The sequence below is a fragment of the Rhizobium sp. H4 genome, assembly GCF_003013335.1.
Lineage (GTDB): Bacteria > Pseudomonadota > Alphaproteobacteria > Rhizobiales > Rhizobiaceae > Rhizobium > Rhizobium sophoriradicis.
Map to the genome: position 1 here is coordinate 94,767 of NZ_PSOW01000009.1, position 23,629 is coordinate 118,395.

Sequence of the window (23,629 nt, forward strand, 5' to 3'; positions counted from 1 at the left end):
CGGAGCGAGCTGAACCGGATGAATGCCAAGCCAAATGCGCAGAAGGAACTTGCTTGGCCTTTTTTATCCGTGTCCGGGGCATTGACGTCGTGTACAACGCCAGCCGTGAGACCGAAATGCAGGGGGCTGTAAGCTCGCCGCGACAAGCCGATCTGGCGAGGCTGGGTCACCATGGCGGGCCGCGGCGGATTGCTCAAAAGAGGAGCATCAGTTCTCGGTTTACGGAAACCGCCGCCTTTAGCCGAGCCGCTCGGATTTTTTCCTTCAGTTCTAAAATAACGACGCGCAACTACATCCTACAGGGACAAGGGTCGTCATAAGGCGCGTCTTTAGAGCTGCGGAAAAAAACCTCGGTCATTTGAGCCGAGGTCCGACGGTTGACCATTCCTGGAAACTCGAGCTCCCATGAAAAAATGCCGGCAGGTTTTTTGACATCGAGACCTGCCGGCGACCCGTCTTAATGGGCCTTGCTTGAGTAGAGCAGAGTGGCGGCTGCAAGAACGCAACCTACTGCGCCGACCGCCGCGAAGATGTAGAAGTTCCATTGCGGGGCGAGACCGGCGCCAAGCACGGCGCCGCCGATGGCTGGGCCGATCATGCCGCCGATACGGCCGATGCCAAGCGAGAAGCCAAGGCCCGTGCCGCGGATTTCGACCGGATAGAGACTGCCGACGAGAACATTGGCAAGAATCTGTGTGCCGATGGTGCCGGTTCCAGCGAGCGCCACGAGTCCATAGACCTGCAAGCCCTCATCGACTTGCGTCAGCAGCCAGATGGCGCAGGCACCGAGCGCGAACATGCCGGCGACGACCAACTTGACATTGCCTCGGTCAGCGATCCTAGCGCCGATCAACAGCCCGATCGCCGCGCCAAGATTGAGCGTCACGGAGAACAGCAGCGCAGAGCCAAGGTCGTAGCCCATCTTGTTCATGATGGTCGGAAGCCAATTGACCATGCCGAAGGTCAGCAGAAGCGAACAGAAGTGGATGCCCCAGGCATTCAGCGTCGGCAGAAGACGACCCTCGGAAAACAGCGACTTTACGCCGGCCTGGCGGTCCGCTGCAGGGCGGGGGGTCGGGCGGGGCAGGCCGAATTGGGTAGCGATCTCGTTGGCTTCGGCCTGACGGTCCTTGCTTGCCAGCCATTCGGGCGATTCAGGGATGAGGCGCAGGAAGAGCGGCAGGAGCAGGATCGGCGCGCCGCCGATGATCATCAGTGGCCGCCAACCATAGGTCTGAACCAGCAGGATACCGAGAATGCCGGACAGGATACCGCCGATCAGATAGCCGAGGAGCGTGATCGAATAGGCCATGGCCTTCCGTTTCGGCGGAGAGAATTCAATGATCAGCGCGGTGACGGTCGGGAACAGTGCGCCGAGACCCAGACCGGCGAGAAAGCGCGTGCCCTCGAAGGCGAGGAAGCTCGGCGCGAAGCCGCTGCCAATCATCATGACGGAAAAGCTCAGCAAGCTGCCGATGATGACCTTGCGACGACCGATCCGGTCGGCGAGCGTTCCGGCGACAAGCGCGCCGAGCAGCATGCCGAACAGGGTGATAGAGGCGGCGCGTCCGACCATGCCTGGTGTCAGCGCCCAGCTCGCCTCTCTGAGCAGTGCTGGCGCGACTGCGCCATAGACAATCAAGTCGTAGCCATCGAAGAGGATCAACAGGCCGCAAAGGGCGACGATCATGTTCGAGCTGCGCACGCTTTCCTTGACGATAGCAATATCTTGTATGGCCATTGGTTCCTCCCCATACTTCCGAGTACAGGAAGTACGCTCCGCCTGCGGCAAGTTGGCGTCAATCCGTGTACAAATCCTCCAGGATCGTTGCCGGCATGGTTCCTCCCAGCGCCGAACCTCGCCCCTCCACGGACGATGTCAAAGCAACGACTAGGCGCTATTAAATACTTGCGAATAAAATATTTGCAACTGCAAACTTACCGCTCCGCACTTTTTCCTTTGGTCGAGATGGCGGGCAGGTTGCTGTGCATCCGGCGTAGCGCCTTCTTCAGCGCTTCGATCTCCTCGTCGGACATGTCCTGAACGGCGGTTCGTTCCAACTCCACCGCCAGCGGCATGAGTTGTTGGGTCAGCGCCTCGCCCTGCGGGGTAAGCCGCACGATCACTATACGGCCATTGTCTTCCGGCCGCGTCCGGGACACGAGCTTGCGTTTCGCCAGAGTGCCGACGAGGCGCGACAGCGTCGAGATCTCAACCGAGACGACGTCGGCAAGGTCGCCCAGCGTACTCTCGTTTCGCTCCTTGAGCATGGCCAGAACCCGATACATGGCGACGGTGAGGTCATGTTCGGAAATTCTCTGCGCGAACACTTCGGCAATTCGAACGCCGGCGCGGTTGAGAAGGTATGGAACGGAATCGGTAAGTTTATACATGTGCCTGATCTGCCGGTGGGATTCCGCCTGCTTTGTTCAGTCTTCGACATGCACGCAATTGACCGCGATGACAACACGGTCGTCTTTTCACGGCGCTGAAAACCGGACCATACCCCGTATTTTTTCCAACCCGAATAAATTTGCGTTGACAATAGTTGCAAATGCAATAATTTATGCCCAGGAGACACGGGAGGAAATCATGTCTGCCACAGCTTCCATCGGCGTCGTGCCGACAGCCGCCCCAAAATCCGCGGTCACGTTGGCACACCCAATGATCAGCGATGCGTTCCGCTCCATCATGCGCAGATTTCCCGCCACGGTTACGGTGATTTCAGCGTGTCGCAACGGCGCCGACCACGGAATGACGGCCACCGCCGTGACGTCGCTTTCGATGGAGCCGCCTTCACTGGTCATCTGTCTCAACAATCGCACCTACCTGCACGACATGCTGCTCGAGGGCCCGGAATTTGCCGTCAACGTGCTGACCGACCGCCAGGTGGCGGTTTCCGAAGGGTTCAGCGGCAAGGTTGCGCCGGAGCTTCGCTTCGACTCGAGCGAATGGGTGCGCCATGGACGCGGCATGATGGTGCTTGAAACTGCTCATGCTTCGGTCGTTTGCCGCCGCATGGGCGCCGTTCCCTATGGCACCCACACGATTTTCATCGGTCAGGTAATCGACACCCGCCTTTCAGAGGCGACCGTGCCGCTGATGTACGAGAACGCCAGTTATTGCGCGCCGCGGCACGCGCTTTCCACATCCCAGAGCTAAAGGGTAACCCATGACCAATACAGCAGCCCTGTTCCCCGCGCCGGTGCGGGCAGAAAAAGCATGTCTTGCAGACCGTATCGCCCCGGTTCTCGAAGAGATCCGCGCCAGTGCGCGCGAAACGGAAAGGGCGGGCAGGGTGCCCACGCGCAATATCGACCTGCTCCGCGGCGTCGGGTATTTCGACATTGTCAAGCCTGCACGCTTTGGTGGCGAGCAGGGTTCTTTCGCAGAACTGGTCGCTGCCAATATTGAACTATCAGCGGCCTGTGCGTCTACCGGCTGGGTCGCAGGCCTCTTGTCGGCTCATCAGTGGCTTCTGGCGATGTTCGGCGAACGGGTCCAGGAGGACGTGTGGAACGCCAATCCCGATGCGCTGCTGTGCGGCTCCTATGCGCCGGTGCGCATGGCCGAAAGGGTCAAAGACGGATTTCGCCTGTCCGGTGACTGGGCGTTCGCAAGTGGTTGCGAGAACGCCCAGTGGGCGCTTTGTGCGGCGATCCTTCCGCCGCACAGTGAAGGTGAGCGGCCGGTTCCGGCCTTCCTCCTTGTCCCTGCCACCGATTACGCGATAGCAGAGACCTGGGACGTGGTCGGGCTTGGCGGCACTGGCTCGAAAAGCCTGACCCTCAACGACGTCTTCGTTCCCGAATACCGCACCCTGACCTTCCCGGACGCCACGACGGGCCGTACGCCTGGCGGTAGGTTTTACAAGGGAATTGGACTGTTCAACATCCCGCTTCTGATGGGTGTCCCGTTCTGCCTCGCCAGCACGGCGGTCGGTGCTGCAAAAGGCGCGCTGTCGAGCTATCTCGACCACATGGGCAGCCGCGTGACGCGCGGCGCTGTCGCTGGCGGCAACAACAAGATCGCCGAGTTTCCGACGATCCAGCTCCGCGTCGCCGAGGCAGCCGCCTCGATCGATGCGGCGCGCGAGATTATGCTGCGCGACATCGCCCGCGCCCAGGACCTCGCTCAGCGACGCGAAGACGGCACGGTTGAAATCACTGATGACGACCGGCTTCTTGCCCGCCGCACGCAATCATTCGGCGTAAGCCTCGCGCTGCGTGCGGTCGAGGCCATGAACGCTTCAACGGGCGGGCTCGGTCTGCAGATGTCCAATCCCGTGCAGCGGGCATGGCGGGATGCGAACGCCGTCGGACGCCACATTTCCATGAACTGGGACGCCGTAGGCACGATGGTCGGCCAGCAGCTCCTCGGGCTTCCACCCAAGGGCCAATACTGACCGCTGCATAAACACCGATTTAGCGAGAGAAAGAGAGCATATCGTGCAAGGTAAGATCGCACTTGAAGAACATTTCGCCATTCCCGACACGTTGCAGGATTCGGCAGGCTTCGTGCCGGGCGACTACTGGACCGAACTATCCGCCCGCCTTCTGGATATCCAGGACAAGCGTCTGAAGCTGATGGACGACTACGGGATCGAGAAAATGATCCTGTCCCTGAACGCGCCGGCCGTCCAGGCCATCCCTGATAAAGCGCATGCAATTGACATCGCTCGCCGTGCGAACGATTTCCTGGCAGAACAATGCGCGAAGAACCCAAACCGCTTCCTCGGATTTGCAGCTCTGCCGCTGCAGGATCCGGAGGCAGCGGCACAGGAGCTGCAGCGCTGCGTCACGACAATGGGTTTTGTCGGCGCACTGGTGAACGGCTTCTCGCAGGAAGGCGACGGACAGACGCCGCTGTATTACGACCTGCCGCAATATCGTCCGTTCTGGGCGGAAGTCGCGAAGCTCGATGTTCCCTTCTACCTGCACCCGCGCAATCCGCTGCCGCAGGACAGCCGCATTTATGCCGGTCATTCCTGGTTGATGGGGCCTACCTGGGCCTTCGCGCAGGAGACGGCAGTCCATGCCCTGCGCCTGATGGGTTCGGGTCTGTTCGACGAGCATCCGTCGCTGCGCATCATTGTCGGCCACATGGGCGAGGGGCTTCCTTACATGATGTGGCGCATCGACAACCGCAATGCCTGGGTAAAGGTCGAAAAGAGCTACCCCGCTAAACGCCGCATTGCCGACTATTTCAACGAGAACTTCTACATCACCACGTCAGGCAACTTCCGCACCCAGTCGCTGATCGACGCGATGCTGGAAATCAGTTCCGACCGCATTCTGTTCTCGGCTGACTGGCCGTTCGAGAACATCGACCATGCGGCAGACTGGTTCGATGGCGCGACGATCGCGGAAGCGGACCGACTGAAGATCGGCCGTACCAACGCGATGTCACTGTTCAAGCTCGATCGATAGCATGGTCGCGCCCTTCACCTATGCCGTCAGTCCGTCCCGTATCGTTTTCGGGGCGGGCTCGGTCTGCCGGCTTGCCGAGATGGTCGAAGCCCAAGGCTGCAAGCGTGCCCTTGTCCTGTCGACCCGGCCGCAACAGCAGATGGCGAACGAGGTTGCCGGACGGCTCGGACCGCTCGCGGCTGGGGTTTTTGCCGATGCAGCCATGCACACCCCGGTCGACGTTACCGAACGGGCGATAGCCGCTTATAAAGCTGCCAGCGCCGATTGCATCATCGCCATCGGCGGCGGCTCGACCATCGGGCTCGGTAAGGCGATCGCCTATCGCAACGACGCGCCGCAGATCGTCGTTGCGACCACCTATGCGGGTTCGGAAGTGACGCCGATCCTCGGCCAGACCGAGAATGGCGTAAAGACGACGGTCCGGCATCCGCGCATCCTGCCGGAAGTCGTGATCTACGATCCCGATCTGACGCTCGGCCTACCGGTCGCCATGAGTATCAGCAGCGGTCTCAATGCAATGGCGCATGCAGTCGAGGGACTTTATGCGCAGGACCGCAACCCGATCTCGTCCATGATGGCGATGGAGGGCATCCGCGCACTGAAGCAGTCGCTGCCAAAAATCCTGTTGCGGCCGAGTGACATCGATGCCCGCAGCCAAGCGCTCTACGGCTCCTGGCTGTGCGGAACGGTGCTTGGAGCTGTTGGAATGGCGCTGCATCACAAGCTCTGTCACACGCTGGGCGGCAGTTTTGACCTGCCGCACGCGGAAACCCACGCTGTCCTGCTGCCGCATTCTGCAGCCTACAATGCAAAGGCCGCCGCCGAGGCGCTGGCACCTGCGGCCGATCTGTTCGGCGGGCCAATAGGCGGCGGGTTGCATAAGTTCGCCGCGTCGCTCGGTGCGCCGCTCACGCTGAAGGATCTGGGGATGAAGGAGGCGGATCTCGACCGTGCGGCCGAACTCGCTACCCGGGCGCCTTACTGGAACCCGCGTCCGATCGAGCAGCAAGCGATCCGCGCCCTGTTGCAAGCTGCCTGGGAAGGTGCGCGGCCGCAATGACCTGTTTGGAGGAAACTGCCATGTCCGGATATTTCAGCGAGGAGAAATCCGTTGAAACCGTCAATGCGAGGATGGGGAAGGACATCAACCCGCGTCTCGCGGAAGTCATGGCGTCGTTGGTCAAGCACCTCCACGCCTTTGCCAGGGATGTCGCCCTCTCCCAGGCCGAGTGGGAACTGGCGATCGCCTTCCTCACCCGTACCGGCCATCTGTGCCATGACGAGCGGCAGGAATTCATCCTGCTCAGCGATACGCTCGGCTTCTCCATGCTCGTGGATGCGATCAACAACCGTCGCCCGCCGGGCGCGACAGAAAACACCGTATTCGGGCCGTTTCACGTCGAAGGCGCGCCGATCCGGCAGATGGGCGACAATATCTCCCTCGACGGAAAGGGCGAGAGCTGCCTATTTAATGGCCGCGTGCTCGACCTCGAGGGACGGCCGATAAAGGGTGCTCGCATCGACGTCTGGTCCGACAATGCCGACGGCTTTTATGATGTGCAGCAGCCCGACACCCAGCCGAAATGGAACAATCGCGGCATCTTCATCACCGGCCCGGACGGCGTCTACAGCTTCGTCGGCATCAAGCCGGTCTCCTATCCGATCCCGGACGATGGCCCCGTCGGCCAGATGCTGAAAGCGCTCGGCCGACATCCATACCGGCCTGCCCATACCCACTATCTGGTCACCGCCGAAGGTTACCAGAAGCTCGTCACCCACACCTTTGTCGGCGATGATAACTATCTAGGTTCAGATACGGTATTCGGGGTTAAGTCGAGCCTCGTGGCGCCGTTCGAAAGGATCGAAGACGGCCAGACGATTTGGCGTTCAGATTTCGATTTCATTCTGACGCCAGTGGATCGGACACGATGAGTATTTTGAGGCGCGCAATTAATCGCGGAAGGGACGGATTGCTTTTTACACTGCCCATCCTCGCTTGAGCGGGGTATCGTCCTCAAAAGGTAAAAATCCCAACCGGCACGTGGTGTGACTTGCACGAAAATCGAGCTATGCCGCAGGCGGTACACAGAACAGAGCCTGTCGGCGGCGAAAACCTGTGCGATCGCCATGTTCAGGGGCGGCGCGTGCGGAAGTCAGTCCGGGGCCGGTGGCGACAATCGATACCGGATCCGTCTGCAGAGTAGAAATCGGGCGATTTAGGAATGCGCGCTGGCAGGCTGAGTTACGACTCAATCCAAAATAAATTCATTGGCTAAGTTGTTCCCAGGCGGTTTGTTTTGCGCCACTCTTCGTACTCTCCGCGGGCATCGTCATGCAGCGGATAGTAGCGCTGCAACGACCCGCCCGCCATCAGCTTCACTCGCGAGAATTCCTCCCAATCATGATGCTTCTGCGATTCTTCGACTACCTCAGGGGCCATTGCGACGGGAAGCACCACCACCCCATCATCGTCGGCGACGATGATGTCTCCGGGGATTACCGTGACACCGCCGCAGGCAATCGGAACGTTGACGGCGTTGGGATAGATGCCAGTCTGCACATGATAGTTGGGCGTCCAGCCGCGCAGCCATAAAGGCAGATCCAGCTTCTCGACATTGGGCCGGTCGCGCATGCACCCATCAATCACGATCCCAGCGCCGCCTCGGCCCTTGAAATAGGTCGACATCATATCACCGAAGACGCCCGAACTCATGTCGGCGCGCGCGTCGACCACGACCACATCGCCCTCCTGCACGTGATAAAGCACATGGCGGTGCAGCTGCGTCTCCGGATCGGCATATTCTCCCTCGGTGAAGAGGTCCGGCCGCTGCGGCAAGAATTGAAGCGTCAGGGCCGGCCCGACGATCGACTTTCCGCGATTCTGCGACACCGGACCGACCATGTGCGGATTGCGGAAGCCCATGTGGCCAAGCGTGCCGGAAACCGTCGCGGCGCCGATCTCCTTCAGTGCGTCGATCAGCTCTTTGGACGGTCGCGTAATGTCGGGCGTATGGGTCATTTTAGGCTCCGGTGGATGAAACTACCAGTTTGTGACAGAACCGTCGCGGCGCTTCAGGTGAGGCGCTTCCCAGAAACGAAAGCTCTCCGCCTTGACCGCCTCTTCGTTGACCTCGACGCCAAGCCCCGGCTGATCGCTGACCGGGTAGTCGGGGCCGTCGAGCCGTGGTTGCACGGGGAAGAAGTCGGAATTATCGAAGCCCAGCTTTGCCTCTGGCGCTCTGGTCTCGAGCCAGGCGAAATTCGGCACAGCGGCGGCGAGATGGATAGTCGCGGCCGTGCAGACTGGGCCCAGCGGATTGTGCGGCATCAGGTCCACATAGTGCGCCTCGCTCCAACCAGCGACCTTCATCGCTTCGGTGAGCCCGCCAACATTGCAGACATCGAGCCGGTTGAACTGATGGATGCCGCGCTCGACGTAGGGCAGGAATTGCCATTTGCTGGCAAATTCCTCACCGATGGCGAACGGGATGTCGGTCATCGTGCGTAGGGATTCGTAGGCCTCGGGTGTCTCGTCCCGTATCGGCTCCTCAAGGAAATCAAGCACGCCGCGGCCGAGCTTGTTGCAGAAGCTCGCCGCCTCTGCCACCGAGAGCCGATGATGATAGTCGATGCCGAGGACGACGTCGTCGCCCAGCGCCTCGCGCGCCTTGTTCAGCATCGTCGCGGTTGCGCCGATCGACTCGCGCGGCTCAAAAATGTCGTTGCTGTTTTGCCCGATGGGGAAGAAGCGGATCGCCTGCCATCCTTGTGCACGTAGTTCGCGGGCGCGTTCGATGGCTACTTCGCCCTCGGCCTCGTCGCCGGTCGAGGCGAAGGTGGGAATGCGGTCGCGCTGCTTGCCGCCCAAGAGTTCGTAAGCCGGCACCCCCAGCGCCTTGCCCTTGATGTCGTGAAGGGCAATGTCGATGGCAGAAATCGCCGCCTGCAGAACCCGCCCGCCTTCGAAGTATTGGCTGCGATAGATTTCCTGCCAGATCCGACCGATCTGCATCGGGTCGCGGCCGATGAGAAACTCGCGATAATGCTCAATCGCGCCGGCCACGGCCTTTTCGCGACCGCTCAGGCCGCTCTCGCCCCAGCCGAAGACGCCGGTGTCGGTCTCGATCTTGACCAGCATCTGGTTGCGCGTTCCTACCCATACCGGATAGGGCTTGATCGCAGTGATCTTAAGCTTCGTAGTCATCCAGGCCCTCGTTTCACACGCATCCGCTTGGCCTCAGTGGGCTTTGAGGGCCATTTCTGTTTCGCCGTCGAACAAATGCATCCGCTCCTGATCGAATTCGAGCCAGATCCGTTCGTCGGGCGCGACGGCAATGGTCGGCGGCACGCTGACATTGACGATTGCGCCGGACAGAAACGCCTGTACGAAGGTGACGTCTCCGGTCGGCTCCACCGTATAGGCCCTGGCAGGGACGCTTCCAGGCGTCGCGCTCTTGTGCAGCTTGATCGTCGAGTGACGGGCGCCGAGCACGATTCTCTTGCTTCTTGCCCTCGCGACCTTTTGGGCGTTGGTTGGCGAGAGGTCGAGGCGCCAGCCCTCCGCGCTCGTCAAGACAGTGTTGCCGCTTGCCGTTGATGCCTCCAGCGGAACAAGGCTCATCGCCGGGCTGCCGACGAAGCTCGCGACGAACATGTTCACCGGATGGGCAAAGACCTGCGCCGGGGAATCATATTGCTGCAGGTAGCCGCCGTTCATCACCGCCATCCTGTCGGCCATGGTCACGGCTTCGAGCTGGTCGTGCGTCACGTAGATGATCGTCGCCTTGAGGTCCTGGTGGAAACGCTTGATCTCCGACCGCATTTGCACGCGCAGCTTAGCGTCGAGATTGGAGAGTGGTTCATCCATCAGGAATACCGCCGGATCGCGAACCAGGGCACGGCCCAGCGCCACCCGCTGCTGTTGCCCGCCCGAAAGTTCGCGTGGCTTGCGCTCGAGCAATTGCGTCATGTCGAGCACCCGCGCCGCTTCCTTGACCTTCTTGTCGATCTCGTCTCTGGGCAGTTTGCGCATCTGTAGCGGGAAGGCCAGATTTTTGTAGACCGATTTCTGCGGATAGAGCGCGTAGTTCTGGAACACCATCGCGATATCCCGGTCCTTGGGGTCGAGGTCGTTGACCACCCGGTCGCCGATGACGATGTCGCCAGATGTGATGGGGATGAGCCCCGCCACAAGGTTGAGCGTGGTCGTCTTGCCGCAGCCTGAAGGGCCGACGAGCGCTACGAATTCGCCGTCGTTGACCGTCAGCGAAACATTGTTGACAGCTTTGAAGCTGCCATAGGTCTTGACCAGATTTTTGAGGACCACGTGGGCCACCGGCAACTCCCTAGTGCTTGACTGCGCCTTCCGTGAGGGCGCGTACGAAGTATCGTTGCAGGACGAGGAACAGGACCACGACCGGCACGCTCATCATGAAGCTGGCCGCCATCAGGCCCGGAAAGTCCGTCGTATTTTCTGAAAAGAAGCGCTGGATGCCGACCGGCAGTGTCAATTGGTCGTTTTTGGAGAGGAAGGTGTAGGCGTAGATGTACTCGTTCCACGCACCGATGAAGGAATAGATCGCCGTGGCGATGATGCCCGGCGCCGAAAGCGGCATGACGATCAGGAGAAAGGCCTGGAACCGCGTTGCCCCGTCGATGCGCGCGGCCTGCTCGAGTTGCACCGGGATGTTGTCGTAGAATCCCTTAAGGAGCCAGATTGCCAGCGGCAGGCCGAATGTGAGGTAGGTGAGGACGAGCGACCCATGCGTGTTCACCAGCCCGATTGCGCGCATCAGGATGAAGAGCGGCACAAGAAAGATCACTGCCGGGAACATGTTCCGAAGCAAGACGGCGAAGAACAGAAAGTTGCGGCCCGGGAAGGTGAAGCGCGAAAACGCGTAGGCCGCGGGAACTGCCACGATCACCGAAAGGATGGTCGTGGCGGTGGAGACAAAAAGGCTGTTCCAGAAGAAGCGCAAGAAGTCCTGGCCGACGCTGTTTTGCGGATCGAGCAGCTTTCGGTAGCTGGCGAGGGTGGGCTGGTCCGGCCACCATTGCGGTGGGAATTGCATGGCCGCGAAGCCGGACTTGATCGAGGTGATCAGCATCCAGATCATTGGTAATGCGGTGTAAAGCAGCATGAACACCAGGAAGATACGTCCGCCCCATCGCCATCCGTCGATGCGCATACGGCGACGGGCGTGGGCACGATGAGCAGTCTCGGCATTCGTGCTCATTGGCTCTCGTCCTTCCGCTCGTTACCGTTCAGCGCACGGACGTAGAAGTAGCCGAGCGACATCAGGATCAGGAACAGCAGCACCGAATAGGCCGATGCCACCCCCCAGCGCTGGCGGCCGAAGGCGAGTTCGTAAATGTGGGTGATCCAGATATGTGATGCGTTCGAAGGCCCGCCGCCCGTCATGATCCATGGGATGATGAAAGAATTGAAGTTGGCTACTGCAAGCAGAAGGACCGTCACCGTCGACACGTTTCTCAGGTGCGGAAACGTTACGTGCCAGAACCGTTGCCATGCGTTGGCACCGTCGACCTTTGCGGCGCGCAGCAACTGGTCGGGTACCGTCTGCAGGCCGGCCATCATCATGATCATGGCAAATGGGAACTCCCGCCAAATATTGACGACAATCAGCGAGGGCAGCACTGTGCCGACGCTGTCGATAAAATTCGGCGGCCTGTCTGCCCATCCGAGGCCGACCAGCACCGCGCCAACGATCCCAAAGTCGGAGTGGTAGATCCACTTCCAGATATAGGACGCGGCGACCGCGCTGATGACCCAGGGAATGATCAAGATGGCGCGCAGGATGCCTCGGCCGACAAATTCACGATGGAGAGCCAGGGCGCAGGCGTAGCCAAGGACAAATGCGATCAAAGTTGACGCCAGTGTCCAGATTAGAGTGTTCGAGGTGACCTTCCAAAACACCGGGCTTGTGAGAATTGCGGTGTAGTTGTCGAAGCCGACGAAGATCTTGTCCCGGAGCTGCAGGCCAGGCGGAGTATTAAAGAACGACAGCTCGATCGTGTAGTAGATCGGGTAGGCTATGACGATGAGCATCACGGCGAGCGCAGGCAGCACGTAAGCGTAGTCAGCGCGATGCTCCCACGTCTTTCGCAGGGCGCCGAGCCTATCGGGTTTTGGTCTTTGCCGAGGCTCGGCCTTGCCAGTCAAGATCGTCACTGTGCCGTGCCCTTATTCTTCGGAGAAAACCGGCTGCAATCGAGGCGCAGCCGGTCAGAGCGTCAGGCTTGGACTAGAGTCCGCCGTCCATCAGGTCTTCTACCTTCTTGGCTGCGTCGTCCGCCGCTTGGTCGACGGTCATGGCTCCGGTCAGGGCATTTTGCAGCATGTCCGGGATGATGATGTTCATGATCTCGGGGGACTGTGGCAGCGCCGGGAAGGGGATGCCGTATGGCAGCATCGAGGTCGTGACATCGAGGAACTTGATGCTGTCCAGACGTTCCTTCATCCATTTGGTCTTGAAGCCGTTAAGGTTCCCCGGGTTCGACCCGGCATAAGCCATCTTCAGCGACCATTCGGGGCTCGTCCACATGCAGATGATGGCTTTTGCAGCCGGCTCGTCTACCTTGCCGCCCTCAACATATTCGGGCTTCAGGATGTGAATGTTGGAGCCGCCGAACACGACGGCACGCTTGCCGTCCGGGCCGGTCGGAATGAGGCCGTAGCGCATGTTGTCGATCACCGTCTGCGCCTTGTCCTTGTCGGTATCCGTCGCCTTTTTCTGCAGATCGAGCATGACGTTGTAGTCGGACGGATGCGAGATCATCATGCCGAGCTGGCCAGCGAGGAACAGAGGCTGGTTGTCGGCCTGCTGGTTGGTGAGCGCCGAAACCGGAACCGACTTGTCGCGTACATACATATCATAGGAGGCTTGCAATGCCGCCTTGCTCTGCGGGCTATTGAGCTGAACCTCCTTATAGGTCGGGTTGGCAGTAGCTTCGTCGAAAACGCCGCCGCCATAGGCCCACAGCTGCGGCATGAAGCGGTATGGCGTATTTCCGGCATTCTTGCGAGCCACGAGGCCGTATCCAGCAATGCCGAGCTTGTCGTGGATCTGCTTGGAATACTTGACGACGTCGTCCCAGGTTGCCGGGGCCTTGTCCGGATCGAGGCCTGCACGCTTGAAGATGTCGGCATTCCAGATGAACGCCATCGTCTCGTTGTTAGTTGGAATGCCGTAGGTCTCCCCCTCCCAGCTTACAGCCTTCATTGCGCCGGGCCAGAAATCCTCGGCCGAATATCCTACGTCCTCGGGTTTGAGAGGCTGCAAATAGCCCTTCGCGGCGAACTCGGTACCACCCAGGATTTGCAGGCGAACCGCCATGGGCGCTGCATTGCCAAGGAGCGCGGTCCGGAACTTGTCCAGCAGGTCATTGTAGGTGAGGGCTTGTTCCTCAAGCTGGATGTTTGGATAGGTTTTGCGGAAGGTCTCGAAGAAGTCCTTGTAATACTGGCGCAGGAGGTCGGGGTCGCCCTCGAACACGCCCTGATACCAGAAAGTCAGTCGCCCCTTGTAGTCGAGCGGGGTGACCTTGGAGCAATCGGCCGCCGTGTCAAACTCCTGTGTCCCCGCAATGGAGCGCACATATTGCGGCGACCACTTGCTCAAGTCGACCGGCGCGCTGAGCGCAGACACGGACATCAACGATACCATCAAAGCAGTGGATACAGTGCCGCGTACCACGACACCGCCGAGCGAAAGACTCGTCATAGGTATTCTCCCAGGTTTCTCCCAAGCCGCTCTCAATCAAGGCGGTCTTGCTCCCAGGCCGTGGGATTCTCCCACTTAATGTATCCCTTCGACCTTATCATACGTTTTCACGTCAAAGATTGTCTGTCAACTGAAGAAATCGTACATTGTTTTGAGGGGATTTGCGTGATATCCCCAGGATATGTGTATGGATTGGGGACAGTCTTGGCTGAAACAAGTGAATTTAAAGCACAGCCCCCCGAGGGGATCGACGCTACCGGGGCCTCGAGCGAGGGCGCCTCTGTCTACCAGCTGATCAGGGACGACATCATCGAAGGGAGGCTCGCGGCCAACGAGCGGCTCGTCATCACCGATCTCGCCCGGCGCCACGGCACCTCGACCAACCCCGTGCGGGAGGCTTTGCAACTGTTGCGCGGCGAGGGCTTCGTCACCTTCGTTCCCAACCGCGGAGCGCGCGTCCGGCCCATCGATCAGGACTTTGTTCGGGATATCTACGAGATAGGCGTTTTGATCGAACCCTCACTGACGCGCTGGTTCGTGAATATGGCCACCGTCGAGGACATTGCTGAACTCGAACGCATCCAGGGCCTGATTGAAGAGAACGACTTCGCCGACACGTTCAGGCACAGCGAGCTGGACACCGCCTTCCACACCGTAATGTACCAAAGGCACTACAACCGCCACGCAGCCGAGCTTTGGTGGAAACATCGCGAAGTGCTTCGAGCCGTGAGCCGGCGTTTCAACTTCACGCTCGCCCGGCGTGCCGCGATCCTTAGCGAGCATCGCGAGCTCATCGCGCATGTGAAAGCGGGGAATGCAAACGAAGCAGGCGAACTCATTGCGCGCCATGTCGAGGGCTCCGGCAGGCACATCCTCGAACACATGCGTGCGCGTAATGCCGCCCGCGCAGGGTAGAATACCGGGCCTGGAATATCGTTTATCCCGACCACTTGAAGGGCAGTTGAGATGAAAATCACCAGCGTTCGGCCGTGGCTAATCAAGTCCGATGCTTCTTATTGGGGAGAGTTTCTGTTCGTCGAAGTGACGACTGACGAAGGGCTGAGCGGCTGGGGTGAGATCACGACCACGACAAGGCTCGCCAATCGCGCCCTCTGCACGATCCTGCGTCAGATCGGTGCCGCTTTGACAGGCGAGGACCCGGCTCGTATCGAGTATCTGTGGCACAAGATATTCCGCAGCTTCACCTATATGGGCAGTCGCGGCGCCGCAGTGGAATGCGTCAGCGCCGTCGACATAGCCCTGTGGGACATTCGAGGCAAAGTCCTTGGTAAGCCGATTTACGAGCTGTTGGGTGGGCAGGTACGCGATGAAATTTCGCTCTACACCCATCCCAACCAGGCCAAATTTACCAGCAATGAGGCTGTGGTCCGCGAGATTCGAGACATAGTCGATTCCGGCCACACTGCGCTCAAGTTCGATCCTTTCCCTTACCAGGGACGCACCGCCGATGGAATGCCGCGCGAACAGCGGGACGGCTACCTCGATGGCGGCATGACCCGCAAGGACGAGCGCGAAGCTGCCGAACTCACTTCTCTGATCCGTGAGACAGCGGGGTCTGATGTCGACATCCTCATTGATGCGCATGGCCGGTTCGACGTACCCACCGCCATTCGCCTTTGTCGGAGCCTTGAGGAAGCTGGTCAGATCGACTGGTTCGAGGAGCCTTGTCCACCGGAGAGCCTCAACGCTCTCAGACAGGTCCGCGAGAAGGTCACGGTCCCCATCTCGTGGGGCGAGCGCGGCCACACGAAGTGGGATTTCGTGCCGGTGCTGGAAAACAAGCTTGCCGACTACATCATGCCGGATGTCACCTGGACCGGCGGCATTACCGAACTCAAGAAGATTTCCGCCCTCTGCGAGGCCTACTACATCCCGGTCTCGCCGCATGACGCCGCAGGGCCGATCAACGTGGTTGCGGGTGCGCAGGTGATGATGACCGTTCCCAATTTCTACAAACTCGAAACGTCAGAGTGGAACCTCGGCAAATACGATCACCTCATCGACAGGCCACTCGATGTTTCGAACGGCAGCCTAAAGCTTTCGGCAAAGCCTGGTCTCGGGGTCGAGATGAACCGCGACTACCTTGAAAGCCACGAGATAGAGCTGGACTAGCAACACTCCATGTCGCCCAGCGCGGACGGCGACGAGCCCGCCTACCGAAACGAGGTAAATCATGCCAGAGGCATATGGAGCCGACCAGGCGCTCAATCGGGTGAACACGCATTCCAAACCGTCCGACCTTCGCATAACCGACATGCGGGTAGCCGAAATTGTCGACGCGCCGTTCACCTCAGTGCTGCTGAAGATTTACACGAACCAGGGCATCGTCGGGCTCGGCGAGGTGCGCGACGGCGCCAGTGCCACCTACGCGCTGATGCTGAAGAGCCGGCTGCTTGGTGAGAACCCTTGCAACATCGATCGACTGTTTCGACGGATCAAGCAGTTCGGCGGGCACGGTCGACAAGGCGGAGGCGTATCGGCGGTTGAGATCGCGTTGTGGGATCTTGCCGGCAAGGCCTATGGCGTTCCCGTCTATCAGATGCTCGGCGGCCGGTTCCGGGAGAAAGTGCGCCTCTACTGCGATACTGACGCCACGGTGCCGAGCGGCACCGAGACCGGCAGACGCCTCAAACGGCGCATGGAGCTCGGCTTCACCTTCCTTAAGATGGATCTGGGCCTGATGCAGATCGCGGATGTGCCGGGTGCTGTCGTTTTTCCTGCCGGCTCACTTGAAGGGTACCGCGACCGCCCCGGCCGCGGACCGCTGAAGACCATTGAAGAGCGGCGCGTCCGCAATGCTACCTACGATCTGCACAACGTCGCGCACCCATTTACTGGTCTCCACTTTTCCGACAAGGGCCTCGACCTGCTTGAGCAATACATTGCCGAGGTTCGCGAGGTCATCGGCATGCAGGTTCCGCTCGCGATCGACCACATCGGCCATATTTCAATGCAGAACGGCATTCGCCTTGCCAGGCGAATTGAAAAGTATGTGCCGGCCTGGCTCGAGGATGTGATCCCATGGCAGTATACCGAGCAGTACCGACAACTACAGGACTCCACCACGGTGCCGATCTGCACCGGCGAGGACATATACCTCAAGGAGGGCTTCGAGCCTCTGCTCAAGAGCGGCGGCGTCTCGGTTATCCATCCGGACCTCCTTACCAGTGGCGGCATCCTCGAGACCAAGAAGATCGGCGATATGGCACAGGACCATGGTGTCGCCATGGCCATACACATGGCGGAAACTCCGATCGCCGCAATGGCCGCCGCACACGTCGCGACGGCGACCGAGAACTTCATGGCGCTCGAATACCACTCTGCCGATATCGACTGGTGGGACGATATCGTCACCGGCCTTCCCAAGCCGCTGGCGCAGGACGGCTTCATCACTGTTTCGGACAAGCCGGGGTTGGGGATTGACGATGTCGATGACGAGGTGATCTCGCAGCATCTGCAGCCGGGTGTCACCGGCATTTGGCAGCCTACGGATCACTGGGACGATGAATATTCCTGGGATCGCACCTGGAGCTGAGGCGAAATGGGCCGAAGATGAAGATCACTGATCTGCGCTGTGCCGTCATCGGCAAACACCCGATCGTCCGCATCGTCACAGACGAGGGCCTCTATGGCTTGGGTGAAGTCGAATTCACCAAGGTCTATCTCAAGCCCTGGGTGCTGCATTTCCGCGAGGCGCTGATCGGCGAGGACCCGACCGACGTCGAGAGAGTCATGCTGAAAATCCGCCAGCGAGGCTCCTTCAAGCCGTATGGCGCGGCAGTGAGCGCGATCGAGCATGCGCTGTGGGATATTGCCGGCAAGGCCGCGGGCGTGCCGGCATATAAACTGCTCGGCGGCAAGGTGCGGGACAAGGTGCTCGTCTACAATGGCTCGGTCCGCCAGAAGCGAACCGGAGACCGGCCGGAGGATTACGCCGCTGACGTTAAATGGATGATGGAGCAGCCGCAGAACTTCTTCATGATCAAGCAAGGAATCTCGTTCCACTCCAACATGAAGGACACCATCGAGGGTTTTCACTACGGGGTGACGCAGAAGAAGGCCGGCTATCACGGTGCCATGGATCAGGGCGTGATCAGCGAGCGCGGTTTCAGTCACATGCTCGACTGCGTGGCCGCGATGAAGGAAGTGCTGGGCGACAAGGTCAGCCTGGCGCTCGACTGCGGCCCGGGCTGGATGTTGCCCGATGCGATCAAGTTCGCTCGTGCGGTCGAAAAGTACAATCTGATGTGGCTCGAGGACATGCTGACTGGCGACTACGTGCCGTGGGTCAATCCGCAGGCCTACCGGGAACTGACAACCTCCACCTCGACGCCAATCCACACTGGTGAGCAGATCTACCTGCGGCACAATTTCAAGGAACTGATCGAGACGCAGGCGGTCCGCGTCATCGGGCCCGATCCAGCCGATGTTGGCGGCATAGCAGAGCTCAAATGGATCGCCGAGCACGCCTACATGCATTCGATCCTGATGGCACCGCACGGCACCGCTAACGGCCTGCTGGGCCTCGGTGCGTTGATCAATGTCTGCGCCACATTGCCGGCAAATTACATCGCCTTCGAATACCCGACGGCCTCCGATCCCTGGTGGGAGGACCTGATAATCGGATTGCCGCCGCAGATCGTGAAAGACAGCATGGTGGACCTACTGGAAGCGCCGGGGCTGGGCCTCGACATCGACGCTGAAGGGGCAATGAAGTATCTCAGGGAAGAGGATGCGGGCTTTTTCGACTGAGCCTGCCTCCACATGCCGTAGTGGCGGCCGGAGCACGGCATGAGTTCTTCGAAGAACGACTCATCCTCCGCCATCGCCGGGTCCTTCAGGGCGAGAGATTGTTCCGGACATTCTCATGTGCTCCACATCGCCTGAGACGGCGATGGGACGGAGGTTCTCGCCAGCTTGCGCACCAAAGACTAACCCGCCAGGACGTACGTAGCCAACTGCGCTGATCAGAAAGTCTCCCTTGCTTCCAGCTGGAAATATTGCCCAGGAGAGACACCGAAGGCTGACCTGAACACCGCAATGAAGGCGCTGGGACCTGAGTAGCCGAGCGAGAAGGCGATATCGCCGACGCTTCGGCCGGCCGCGAGCCACTCCACCGCTTTGAGGAGTTTCGCCTGCTGACGCCAGGCGCGGAAGCTCATGCCTGTCTCGGATTGGAAATGGCGTTGGAAGCTGCGCGGGGACATGGCCGCACGTGACGCAAGTCCATCGAGTGGCCAATCGGCACCCGGTTCGTTCCGGATGTCTGAAGCGATGCTCCGGAGGCGTTCGGATGCCGGCGAGGGAAGGGACAGCGGCGCGAGTGGACTCGTCTCAAGCTGGTCGAGAATGACGGCGACAAGCCGTTCTGCACGGGCACTGCCGGCGTCCGCACGAGGTATCTCCAGGAACGCCAGGATAAGTTCCCGCAGGAGCGGTGTCGTACCAATGACGGAGACCTGGGAGGGCAGGTTCACGACCGCGTCGGGGCGAAAGAAGAGGTAGCTGCGCTCCGTCTCCTGCAGGTATGTCACTTCGTGGAGGACGGCGGACGGCACGAATACGGCACGTTCAGGCGGAACGATGAAGTAGCCACGCTCGGTCTCCAGCCTAAGCGAACCACGCACGATCTGGAAAAGCTGCGCGCGGTGGTGCGCGTGGAAAGAGTAGGTTCGTCCGGCAGGCTCTGCGCCACCCTGAGCCACAGCTGTGTGGGGATAATCTCCAAACCCGTCTTCCGGCAGATGAACGTTGGTCAGGTTGTCGCGGGCAATCATGGCGTCTCACAGACATAATTTGACAGACTGCCGATAACACGTCGGAGGGGCATTTCACTAGATTGATATCACCGCAGAACAACTTGGACGTAAGTTATGACATTCGAACTCCGACAAGCTGAAATTTCCGATCGCTTTGCTCCAAGCTTTCTGACGAAGCTGGCAGCTTTGCGGTTTGGAGCGCCCATCATCCTTGGCTGGTGGCAACGGCGCGAAACAGAAGAGGCACTACAGTGGCTATCGGACCGTGATCTGGCGGACATAGGCGTCGCGCGCCATGAGATTCGCGCGGTGGCGCGATCGCAGGCGCAAATGGATGCGATGTCCGCGAAGTCGCGGGCAAGGTGATGGCACTACCGGTCCTCAAGCAACTGCATGATTAGAGAGGTAAGCAAGATGCAAGACGACGGGCTTTTTGACGAAGAGGTTGCAGCAACCTACGATGACGATGTTGGCATCTCGGCCCCGGAGCTAGTTGATCCGGCCGTCAATCTCCTGGCCGAATTTGCAGGAGGCGGGCGCGTCCTGGAGTTCGCGATCGGCACCGGCCGCCTGGCGCTCCCTCTCGCGCGGAAAGGGGTACAGGTGGAAGGCATCGAGCTTTCGAGAGCGATGGTGTCTCGCCTTCGCGCCAAAGAGGGCGGCGCGGAAATTCCGGTGGTGATCGGCGACATGGCCACCACTCGTGTCGAGGGGCGCTTTTCCCTTGTTTATCTGGCCTTCAACACGATCAATAACCTGACGTCGCAGGAAGCTCAGGTCGCTTGCTTTTTGAACGCGGCCGCGCATCTGGAAACTGGTGGGCACTTCCTGATCGAGGTTGGCGTCCCGCCGCTTCAGCGGCTTCCGCTCGGCGAGACGATCCTGGCATTCGACCGCTCCGAATCGCATTGGGGCGTCGACGAGTACGATGTGGTAAACCAGAACTTCTCATCTCACCACATCTGGTTCCGGGACGGAAGCTATAGGCACTTCTCGGTCCCGTTTCGTTATGCTTGGCCAGCGGAATTCGATCTTATGGCGCGGCTGGCCGGCTTCAAACTCAAAGACCGATGGGGCGGATGGAAAAAGGAGCCATTCACAAAGGTCAGCGATCGACATGTCTCCGTTTGGCAGAAGATCGCAGATTAGCGCAGGGAGATGATGCGCGGCACTATTGCCGATTTCTGGGCCGGAAGAGGTTTTGGCATTGATACGTGCACCCTGCGTCATAACCCAGCCGGCGGCGCGATCGTCATACGGAATCTTAGTTCCATAAACTGCATTACGCCAGATTCACCTTGTAGCCGCAAAGTTAGAATGTCCTATTGCGGCGTTGAGAGTCCCACGGATTGATGAGTGCAATTCCCATGCCGTCGAAATCCTTGAGATTGCGCGTGACCAGCGTCATGCGACGGGTGAAGGCTGTCGCTGCAATATAGGCGTCATTGATCGGTTTGGGATTGGGCACATGCCATCGGGCCGCCTGAACCGCCGCCGCCTCGTCCAGAGGCAGGATACGGCCGGAAAACACAGCGAGAACGCTATTTTCCAGCCAGTTGCGCAGTACCGTCCCGGAGGCGGCATCATTATGCTCCACCAGCCGAACGCCAATCTCCAGTTCGTGCAGGACGACGGAGGAAATGAAGGTCTCGGCCGGATCGACGGTTTCGTTCCAGACCACGACATTGGGATCAGCCTTGCCGCTCGCGACCTTGCGTAGTTCGGAGACGACATTGGTATCGAGCAGCAGCATCAGGACAGATCGACCGGTTGGGCGTGTTCTGTGCGTTGCGGGAGCGGCAAGTCGATATCTTCCGCACCCGGCGCCGCCAGCATGTCACCAAGCGTTCGCACCTTACCTGTGAGGCGCTTGTACTCGTCGAACGACAGGAGAACATGCGCAGGCCTTCCCCGATCGGTGATGATCACGGGACCGTCCTTGGTGGCGCGCTTTGCGCGGCCAAGATCCTGATTGAGCTCTCGTCCTGAAAGCGTGGTGACGGTCATGATGAGCCTCAATGTGGTTACGTAACCACATTTAATCCGCATGGACCGGGATTGCAAGGTGCAGCCCCCTCTAGCCGCTAACGCCGCAAGATGTCCTGCGGCGTTAACACCCATTCTCCGGACGCTTGATGTCGGCATCTCTGCGCCAGGCGCGGTCATTGTGGCTGCCGCCCCCTATTCTGTGACATGGCAGAAGTTGAGAAAAACAAGTGTCGCTTTAATCGGGATTTTTGCGGCAAGGCTTATAGGCTGCTCGTGTCTTCCCGAACCTTCAGAATGCGGTCGATAAGACCCCATTCAAGCGCTTCCTCCGCCGTCATGAAGCGGTCGCGATCCATCCCGCGCTCAAAGTCTTCGTAGGAACGTCCGCAATGCTCCGCGTAGAGCCGCGTCATGCGTTGCTTGGTCTTTAAAATTTCCTCGGTATGAATCAGCATGTCGGAAGCCTGCCCTTGAAAGCCGCCGGAGGGCTGGTGAATGAGGATACTGGCATTGGGCAATGCTGCTCTTCCGCCGGGCTCGCCTGCCATCAGCAGGAACGATCCCATTGAACGAGCCGTCCCCATGCAAAGAGTATGAACCGGCGCACGGATGAAGCGCATGGTGTCGTACATGGCCAGGCCGCTGGTCACGACGCCGCCCGGCGAATTGATATAGAGGTTGATGGGCTTATGGGGGTTTTCCGCTTCCAGAAACAGAAGTTGCGCGCAGACGAGCGCCGAGACGGTATCGTTCACCTCGCCATTAAGGAAGATAATCCGCTCGCGCAGAAGCCGGGAATAAATATCAAAGGATCGCTCCCCCCGGCTGGACTGTTCTATAACCATAGGGACGAGTTGCATCGCTTCGCGCATCGGCGACCTCCAGGCTTCAGAATTTTGAGGGGAGGCTCGCCGTGTCAGGCGGCGAGCATAAGGGGCGGGCTGTTGCTGTTCGCCGGCGCTCTTGCCATTCCATCGAATCTAGCGTCCGTCAGTTCGTGGACGATCCGAAGGCAAGTGCCACCAGTGGCATTCGGGGTAATCGTGAACGTCACGGTGCTTTCAAGGAAAGGCGGGTTATCGTCACGCAGCTTGTAGCGAACTTCCTGGCCGGGGATGACGGCCATCGCATCGGAATCAGCCAATGCCTCCTTCGGCAACCACCTTTCCCGAAGTTCGGGAATGGTGACGGCACGCCAGACCTTTTGCGGCGGATCGCCCAAGTCAAACTCCAACTCGACGCCGCTATCCTGCTCCTTGGTCTTCCCTTCGTTCATTGATCCATGTCCTTCAGCAAGACTTTGAGTGCTGCGATACGCTCCGGCCAATAGGCGCGGTATTTTGCGAGCCACTGGGCGATGAGAGCCAATCCATCGGGATCGACTTCGTAATTTACGAAACGCCCCTGTCGTTCTTCCCTCACCAGCTTTGCACTGCGCAGCACTGCGAGGTGTTGCGACATCGCCGGCTGGCTGATGTCCATGCCGTCGCGCAAGGCGCTGGCGTTCATGCTTCCTGCCGCCAGCTTCTCGAAGATCGCGCGGCGGGTCGGGTCTGCCAAAGCTCGGAAGAAGTCATTCTCCACCATGCGAACACATAAGCACGGACTTATGCGATTCGCAAGCTATTTCGAGGCAGCTTTCTGTTTGCCGCGGAAATCCTAAGTTCAACGACTGACTATCAGCAT

General features: G+C 59.7%; 25 protein-coding genes. 11 read left to right on the plus strand and 14 right to left on the minus strand.

Annotated elements, in window-relative coordinates:
* Nucleotides 1–457 precede the first annotated feature (457 nt).
* Together C4N04_RS15570 and C4N04_RS15575 are read right to left on the minus strand one after the other, a co-directional pair.
* Entirely contained in the window at nt 458–1,741 is a 1,284-nt protein-coding gene (locus C4N04_RS15570) for an aromatic acid/H+ symport family MFS transporter (protein ID WP_096762476.1), read from the minus strand.
* A gap of 197 nt (nt 1,742–1,938) precedes the next feature.
* Nucleotides 1,939–2,394, minus strand: a complete 456-nt coding sequence (locus C4N04_RS15575; RefSeq protein ID WP_040112066.1) for a MarR family transcriptional regulator — start codon at nt 2,392–2,394, stop codon at nt 1,939–1,941.
* 199 nt (nt 2,395–2,593) lie between these two features.
* On the opposite strand from C4N04_RS15575, the gene C4N04_RS15580 reads away from it, so the two are divergent.
* Genes C4N04_RS15580 through C4N04_RS15600 form a run of 5 tightly spaced genes read left to right on the plus strand, consistent with a single transcriptional unit; the run spans nt 2,594 to nt 7,362 of the window.
* Nucleotides 2,594–3,163, plus strand: a complete 570-nt coding sequence (locus tag C4N04_RS15580; RefSeq protein ID WP_106796455.1) for a flavin reductase family protein — start codon at nt 2,594–2,596, stop codon at nt 3,161–3,163.
* Between the two features lie 10 nt (nt 3,164–3,173).
* Nucleotides 3,174–4,406, plus strand: a complete 1,233-nt coding sequence (locus C4N04_RS15585; protein ID WP_106796456.1) for an acyl-CoA dehydrogenase family protein — start codon at nt 3,174–3,176, stop codon at nt 4,404–4,406.
* Nucleotides 4,407–4,449: 43 nt separating this feature from the next.
* Nucleotides 4,450–5,430, plus strand: coding sequence for a gamma-resorcylate decarboxylase (gene tsdA, locus C4N04_RS15590; protein ID WP_106796457.1), 981 nt, complete (start codon nt 4,450–4,452; stop codon nt 5,428–5,430).
* Between the two features lies 1 nt (nt 5,431).
* On the plus strand, nt 5,432–6,490 hold the full coding sequence (locus C4N04_RS15595) for a maleylacetate reductase (RefSeq protein ID WP_106796458.1): 1,059 nt from the start codon (nt 5,432–5,434) through the stop codon (nt 6,488–6,490).
* A 20-nt stretch (nt 6,491–6,510) separates the two neighbouring features.
* Nucleotides 6,511–7,362: an intradiol ring-cleavage dioxygenase gene (locus C4N04_RS15600; RefSeq protein WP_106796459.1), complete on the plus strand. Its 852-nt coding sequence runs from the start codon at nt 6,511–6,513 to the stop codon at nt 7,360–7,362.
* Between the two features lie 340 nt (nt 7,363–7,702).
* On the opposite strand, the gene C4N04_RS15605 is transcribed toward C4N04_RS15600, so the two are convergent.
* From C4N04_RS15605 to C4N04_RS15630, 6 genes are all read right to left on the minus strand, one after another.
* Entirely contained in the window at nt 7,703–8,449 is a 747-nt protein-coding gene (locus C4N04_RS15605) for a ribonuclease activity regulator RraA (protein WP_040112072.1), read from the minus strand.
* A gap of 21 nt (nt 8,450–8,470) precedes the next feature.
* Entirely contained in the window at nt 8,471–9,634 is a 1,164-nt protein-coding gene (locus C4N04_RS15610) for a mandelate racemase/muconate lactonizing enzyme family protein (protein ID WP_106796460.1), read from the minus strand.
* 33 nt (nt 9,635–9,667) lie between these two features.
* Nucleotides 9,668–10,765, minus strand: coding sequence for an ABC transporter ATP-binding protein (locus C4N04_RS15615; protein ID WP_040112522.1), 1,098 nt, complete (start codon nt 10,763–10,765; stop codon nt 9,668–9,670).
* A 10-nt stretch (nt 10,766–10,775) separates the two neighbouring features.
* Entirely contained in the window at nt 10,776–11,666 is an 891-nt protein-coding gene (locus C4N04_RS15620) for a carbohydrate ABC transporter permease (RefSeq protein ID WP_077989821.1), read from the minus strand.
* A complete protein-coding gene (locus C4N04_RS15625; RefSeq protein ID WP_077989820.1) occupies nt 11,663–12,622 on the minus strand; it encodes a sugar ABC transporter permease in 960 nt (319 codons plus the stop codon). The genes C4N04_RS15620 and C4N04_RS15625 overlap by 4 nt, the downstream gene beginning before the upstream one ends.
* A 73-nt stretch (nt 12,623–12,695) precedes the next feature.
* Nucleotides 12,696–14,174, minus strand: coding sequence for a sugar ABC transporter substrate-binding protein (locus C4N04_RS15630; protein ID WP_040112075.1), 1,479 nt, complete (start codon nt 14,172–14,174; stop codon nt 12,696–12,698).
* A 204-nt stretch (nt 14,175–14,378) separates the two neighbouring features.
* Between C4N04_RS15630 and C4N04_RS15635 the strand changes: the two genes are divergently transcribed.
* The 4 genes from C4N04_RS15635 (at nt 14,379) to C4N04_RS15650 (ending at nt 18,947) form a co-directional block, all read left to right on the plus strand.
* Nucleotides 14,379–15,089, plus strand: coding sequence for a GntR family transcriptional regulator (locus C4N04_RS15635; RefSeq protein WP_077989888.1), 711 nt, complete (start codon nt 14,379–14,381; stop codon nt 15,087–15,089).
* A gap of 51 nt (nt 15,090–15,140) precedes the next feature.
* Complete coding sequence (locus C4N04_RS15640; RefSeq protein ID WP_106796461.1) at nt 15,141–16,307, plus strand: mandelate racemase/muconate lactonizing enzyme family protein; 1,167 nt, start codon at nt 15,141–15,143, stop codon at nt 16,305–16,307.
* A gap of 61 nt (nt 16,308–16,368) precedes the next feature.
* A complete protein-coding gene (locus C4N04_RS15645; protein ID WP_040112078.1) occupies nt 16,369–17,730 on the plus strand; it encodes a mandelate racemase/muconate lactonizing enzyme family protein in 1,362 nt (453 codons plus the stop codon).
* Between the two features lie 17 nt (nt 17,731–17,747).
* Nucleotides 17,748–18,947 (plus strand): mandelate racemase/muconate lactonizing enzyme family protein, encoded by a 1,200-nt coding sequence (locus C4N04_RS15650; protein ID WP_077989818.1) that lies wholly within the window; start codon nt 17,748–17,750, stop codon nt 18,945–18,947.
* Nucleotides 18,948–19,162: 215 nt separating this feature from the next.
* Here C4N04_RS15650 and C4N04_RS15655 read toward each other — a convergent pair whose 3' ends face one another.
* Nucleotides 19,163–19,972, minus strand: a complete 810-nt coding sequence (locus tag C4N04_RS15655; RefSeq protein WP_106796462.1) for a helix-turn-helix transcriptional regulator — start codon at nt 19,970–19,972, stop codon at nt 19,163–19,165.
* Between the two features lie 96 nt (nt 19,973–20,068).
* On the opposite strand from C4N04_RS15655, the gene C4N04_RS15660 reads away from it, so the two are divergent.
* Entirely contained in the window at nt 20,069–20,320 is a 252-nt protein-coding gene (locus tag C4N04_RS15660; RefSeq protein ID WP_106796463.1) for a DUF1127 domain-containing protein, read from the plus strand.
* Between the two features lie 48 nt (nt 20,321–20,368).
* On the plus strand, nt 20,369–21,103 hold the full coding sequence (locus C4N04_RS15665) for a class I SAM-dependent methyltransferase (RefSeq protein ID WP_106796464.1): 735 nt from the start codon (nt 20,369–20,371) through the stop codon (nt 21,101–21,103).
* 163 nt (nt 21,104–21,266) lie between these two features.
* Here the strand turns inward: C4N04_RS15665 and C4N04_RS15670 are convergent, their stop codons facing one another.
* The 5 genes from C4N04_RS15670 to C4N04_RS15690 form a co-directional block, all read right to left on the minus strand.
* Nucleotides 21,267–21,707, minus strand: a complete 441-nt coding sequence (locus C4N04_RS15670) for a type II toxin-antitoxin system VapC family toxin (RefSeq protein ID WP_106796465.1) — start codon at nt 21,705–21,707, stop codon at nt 21,267–21,269.
* A complete protein-coding gene (locus C4N04_RS15675; RefSeq protein WP_010046569.1) occupies nt 21,707–21,961 on the minus strand; it encodes a type II toxin-antitoxin system Phd/YefM family antitoxin in 255 nt (84 codons plus the stop codon). The genes C4N04_RS15670 and C4N04_RS15675 overlap by 1 nt, the downstream gene beginning before the upstream one ends.
* Before the next feature lie 242 nt (nt 21,962–22,203).
* Complete coding sequence (locus C4N04_RS15680; RefSeq protein WP_106796466.1) at nt 22,204–22,815, minus strand: ATP-dependent Clp protease proteolytic subunit; 612 nt, start codon at nt 22,813–22,815, stop codon at nt 22,204–22,206.
* 44 nt (nt 22,816–22,859) lie between these two features.
* A complete protein-coding gene (locus C4N04_RS15685) occupies nt 22,860–23,219 on the minus strand; it encodes an SRPBCC domain-containing protein (protein ID WP_040112083.1) in 360 nt (119 codons plus the stop codon).
* Nucleotides 23,216–23,530, minus strand: coding sequence for a metalloregulator ArsR/SmtB family transcription factor (locus C4N04_RS15690; protein WP_009993813.1), 315 nt, complete (start codon nt 23,528–23,530; stop codon nt 23,216–23,218). The genes C4N04_RS15685 and C4N04_RS15690 overlap by 4 nt, the downstream gene beginning before the upstream one ends.
* Between the last annotated feature and the right edge of the window lie 99 nt (nt 23,531–23,629).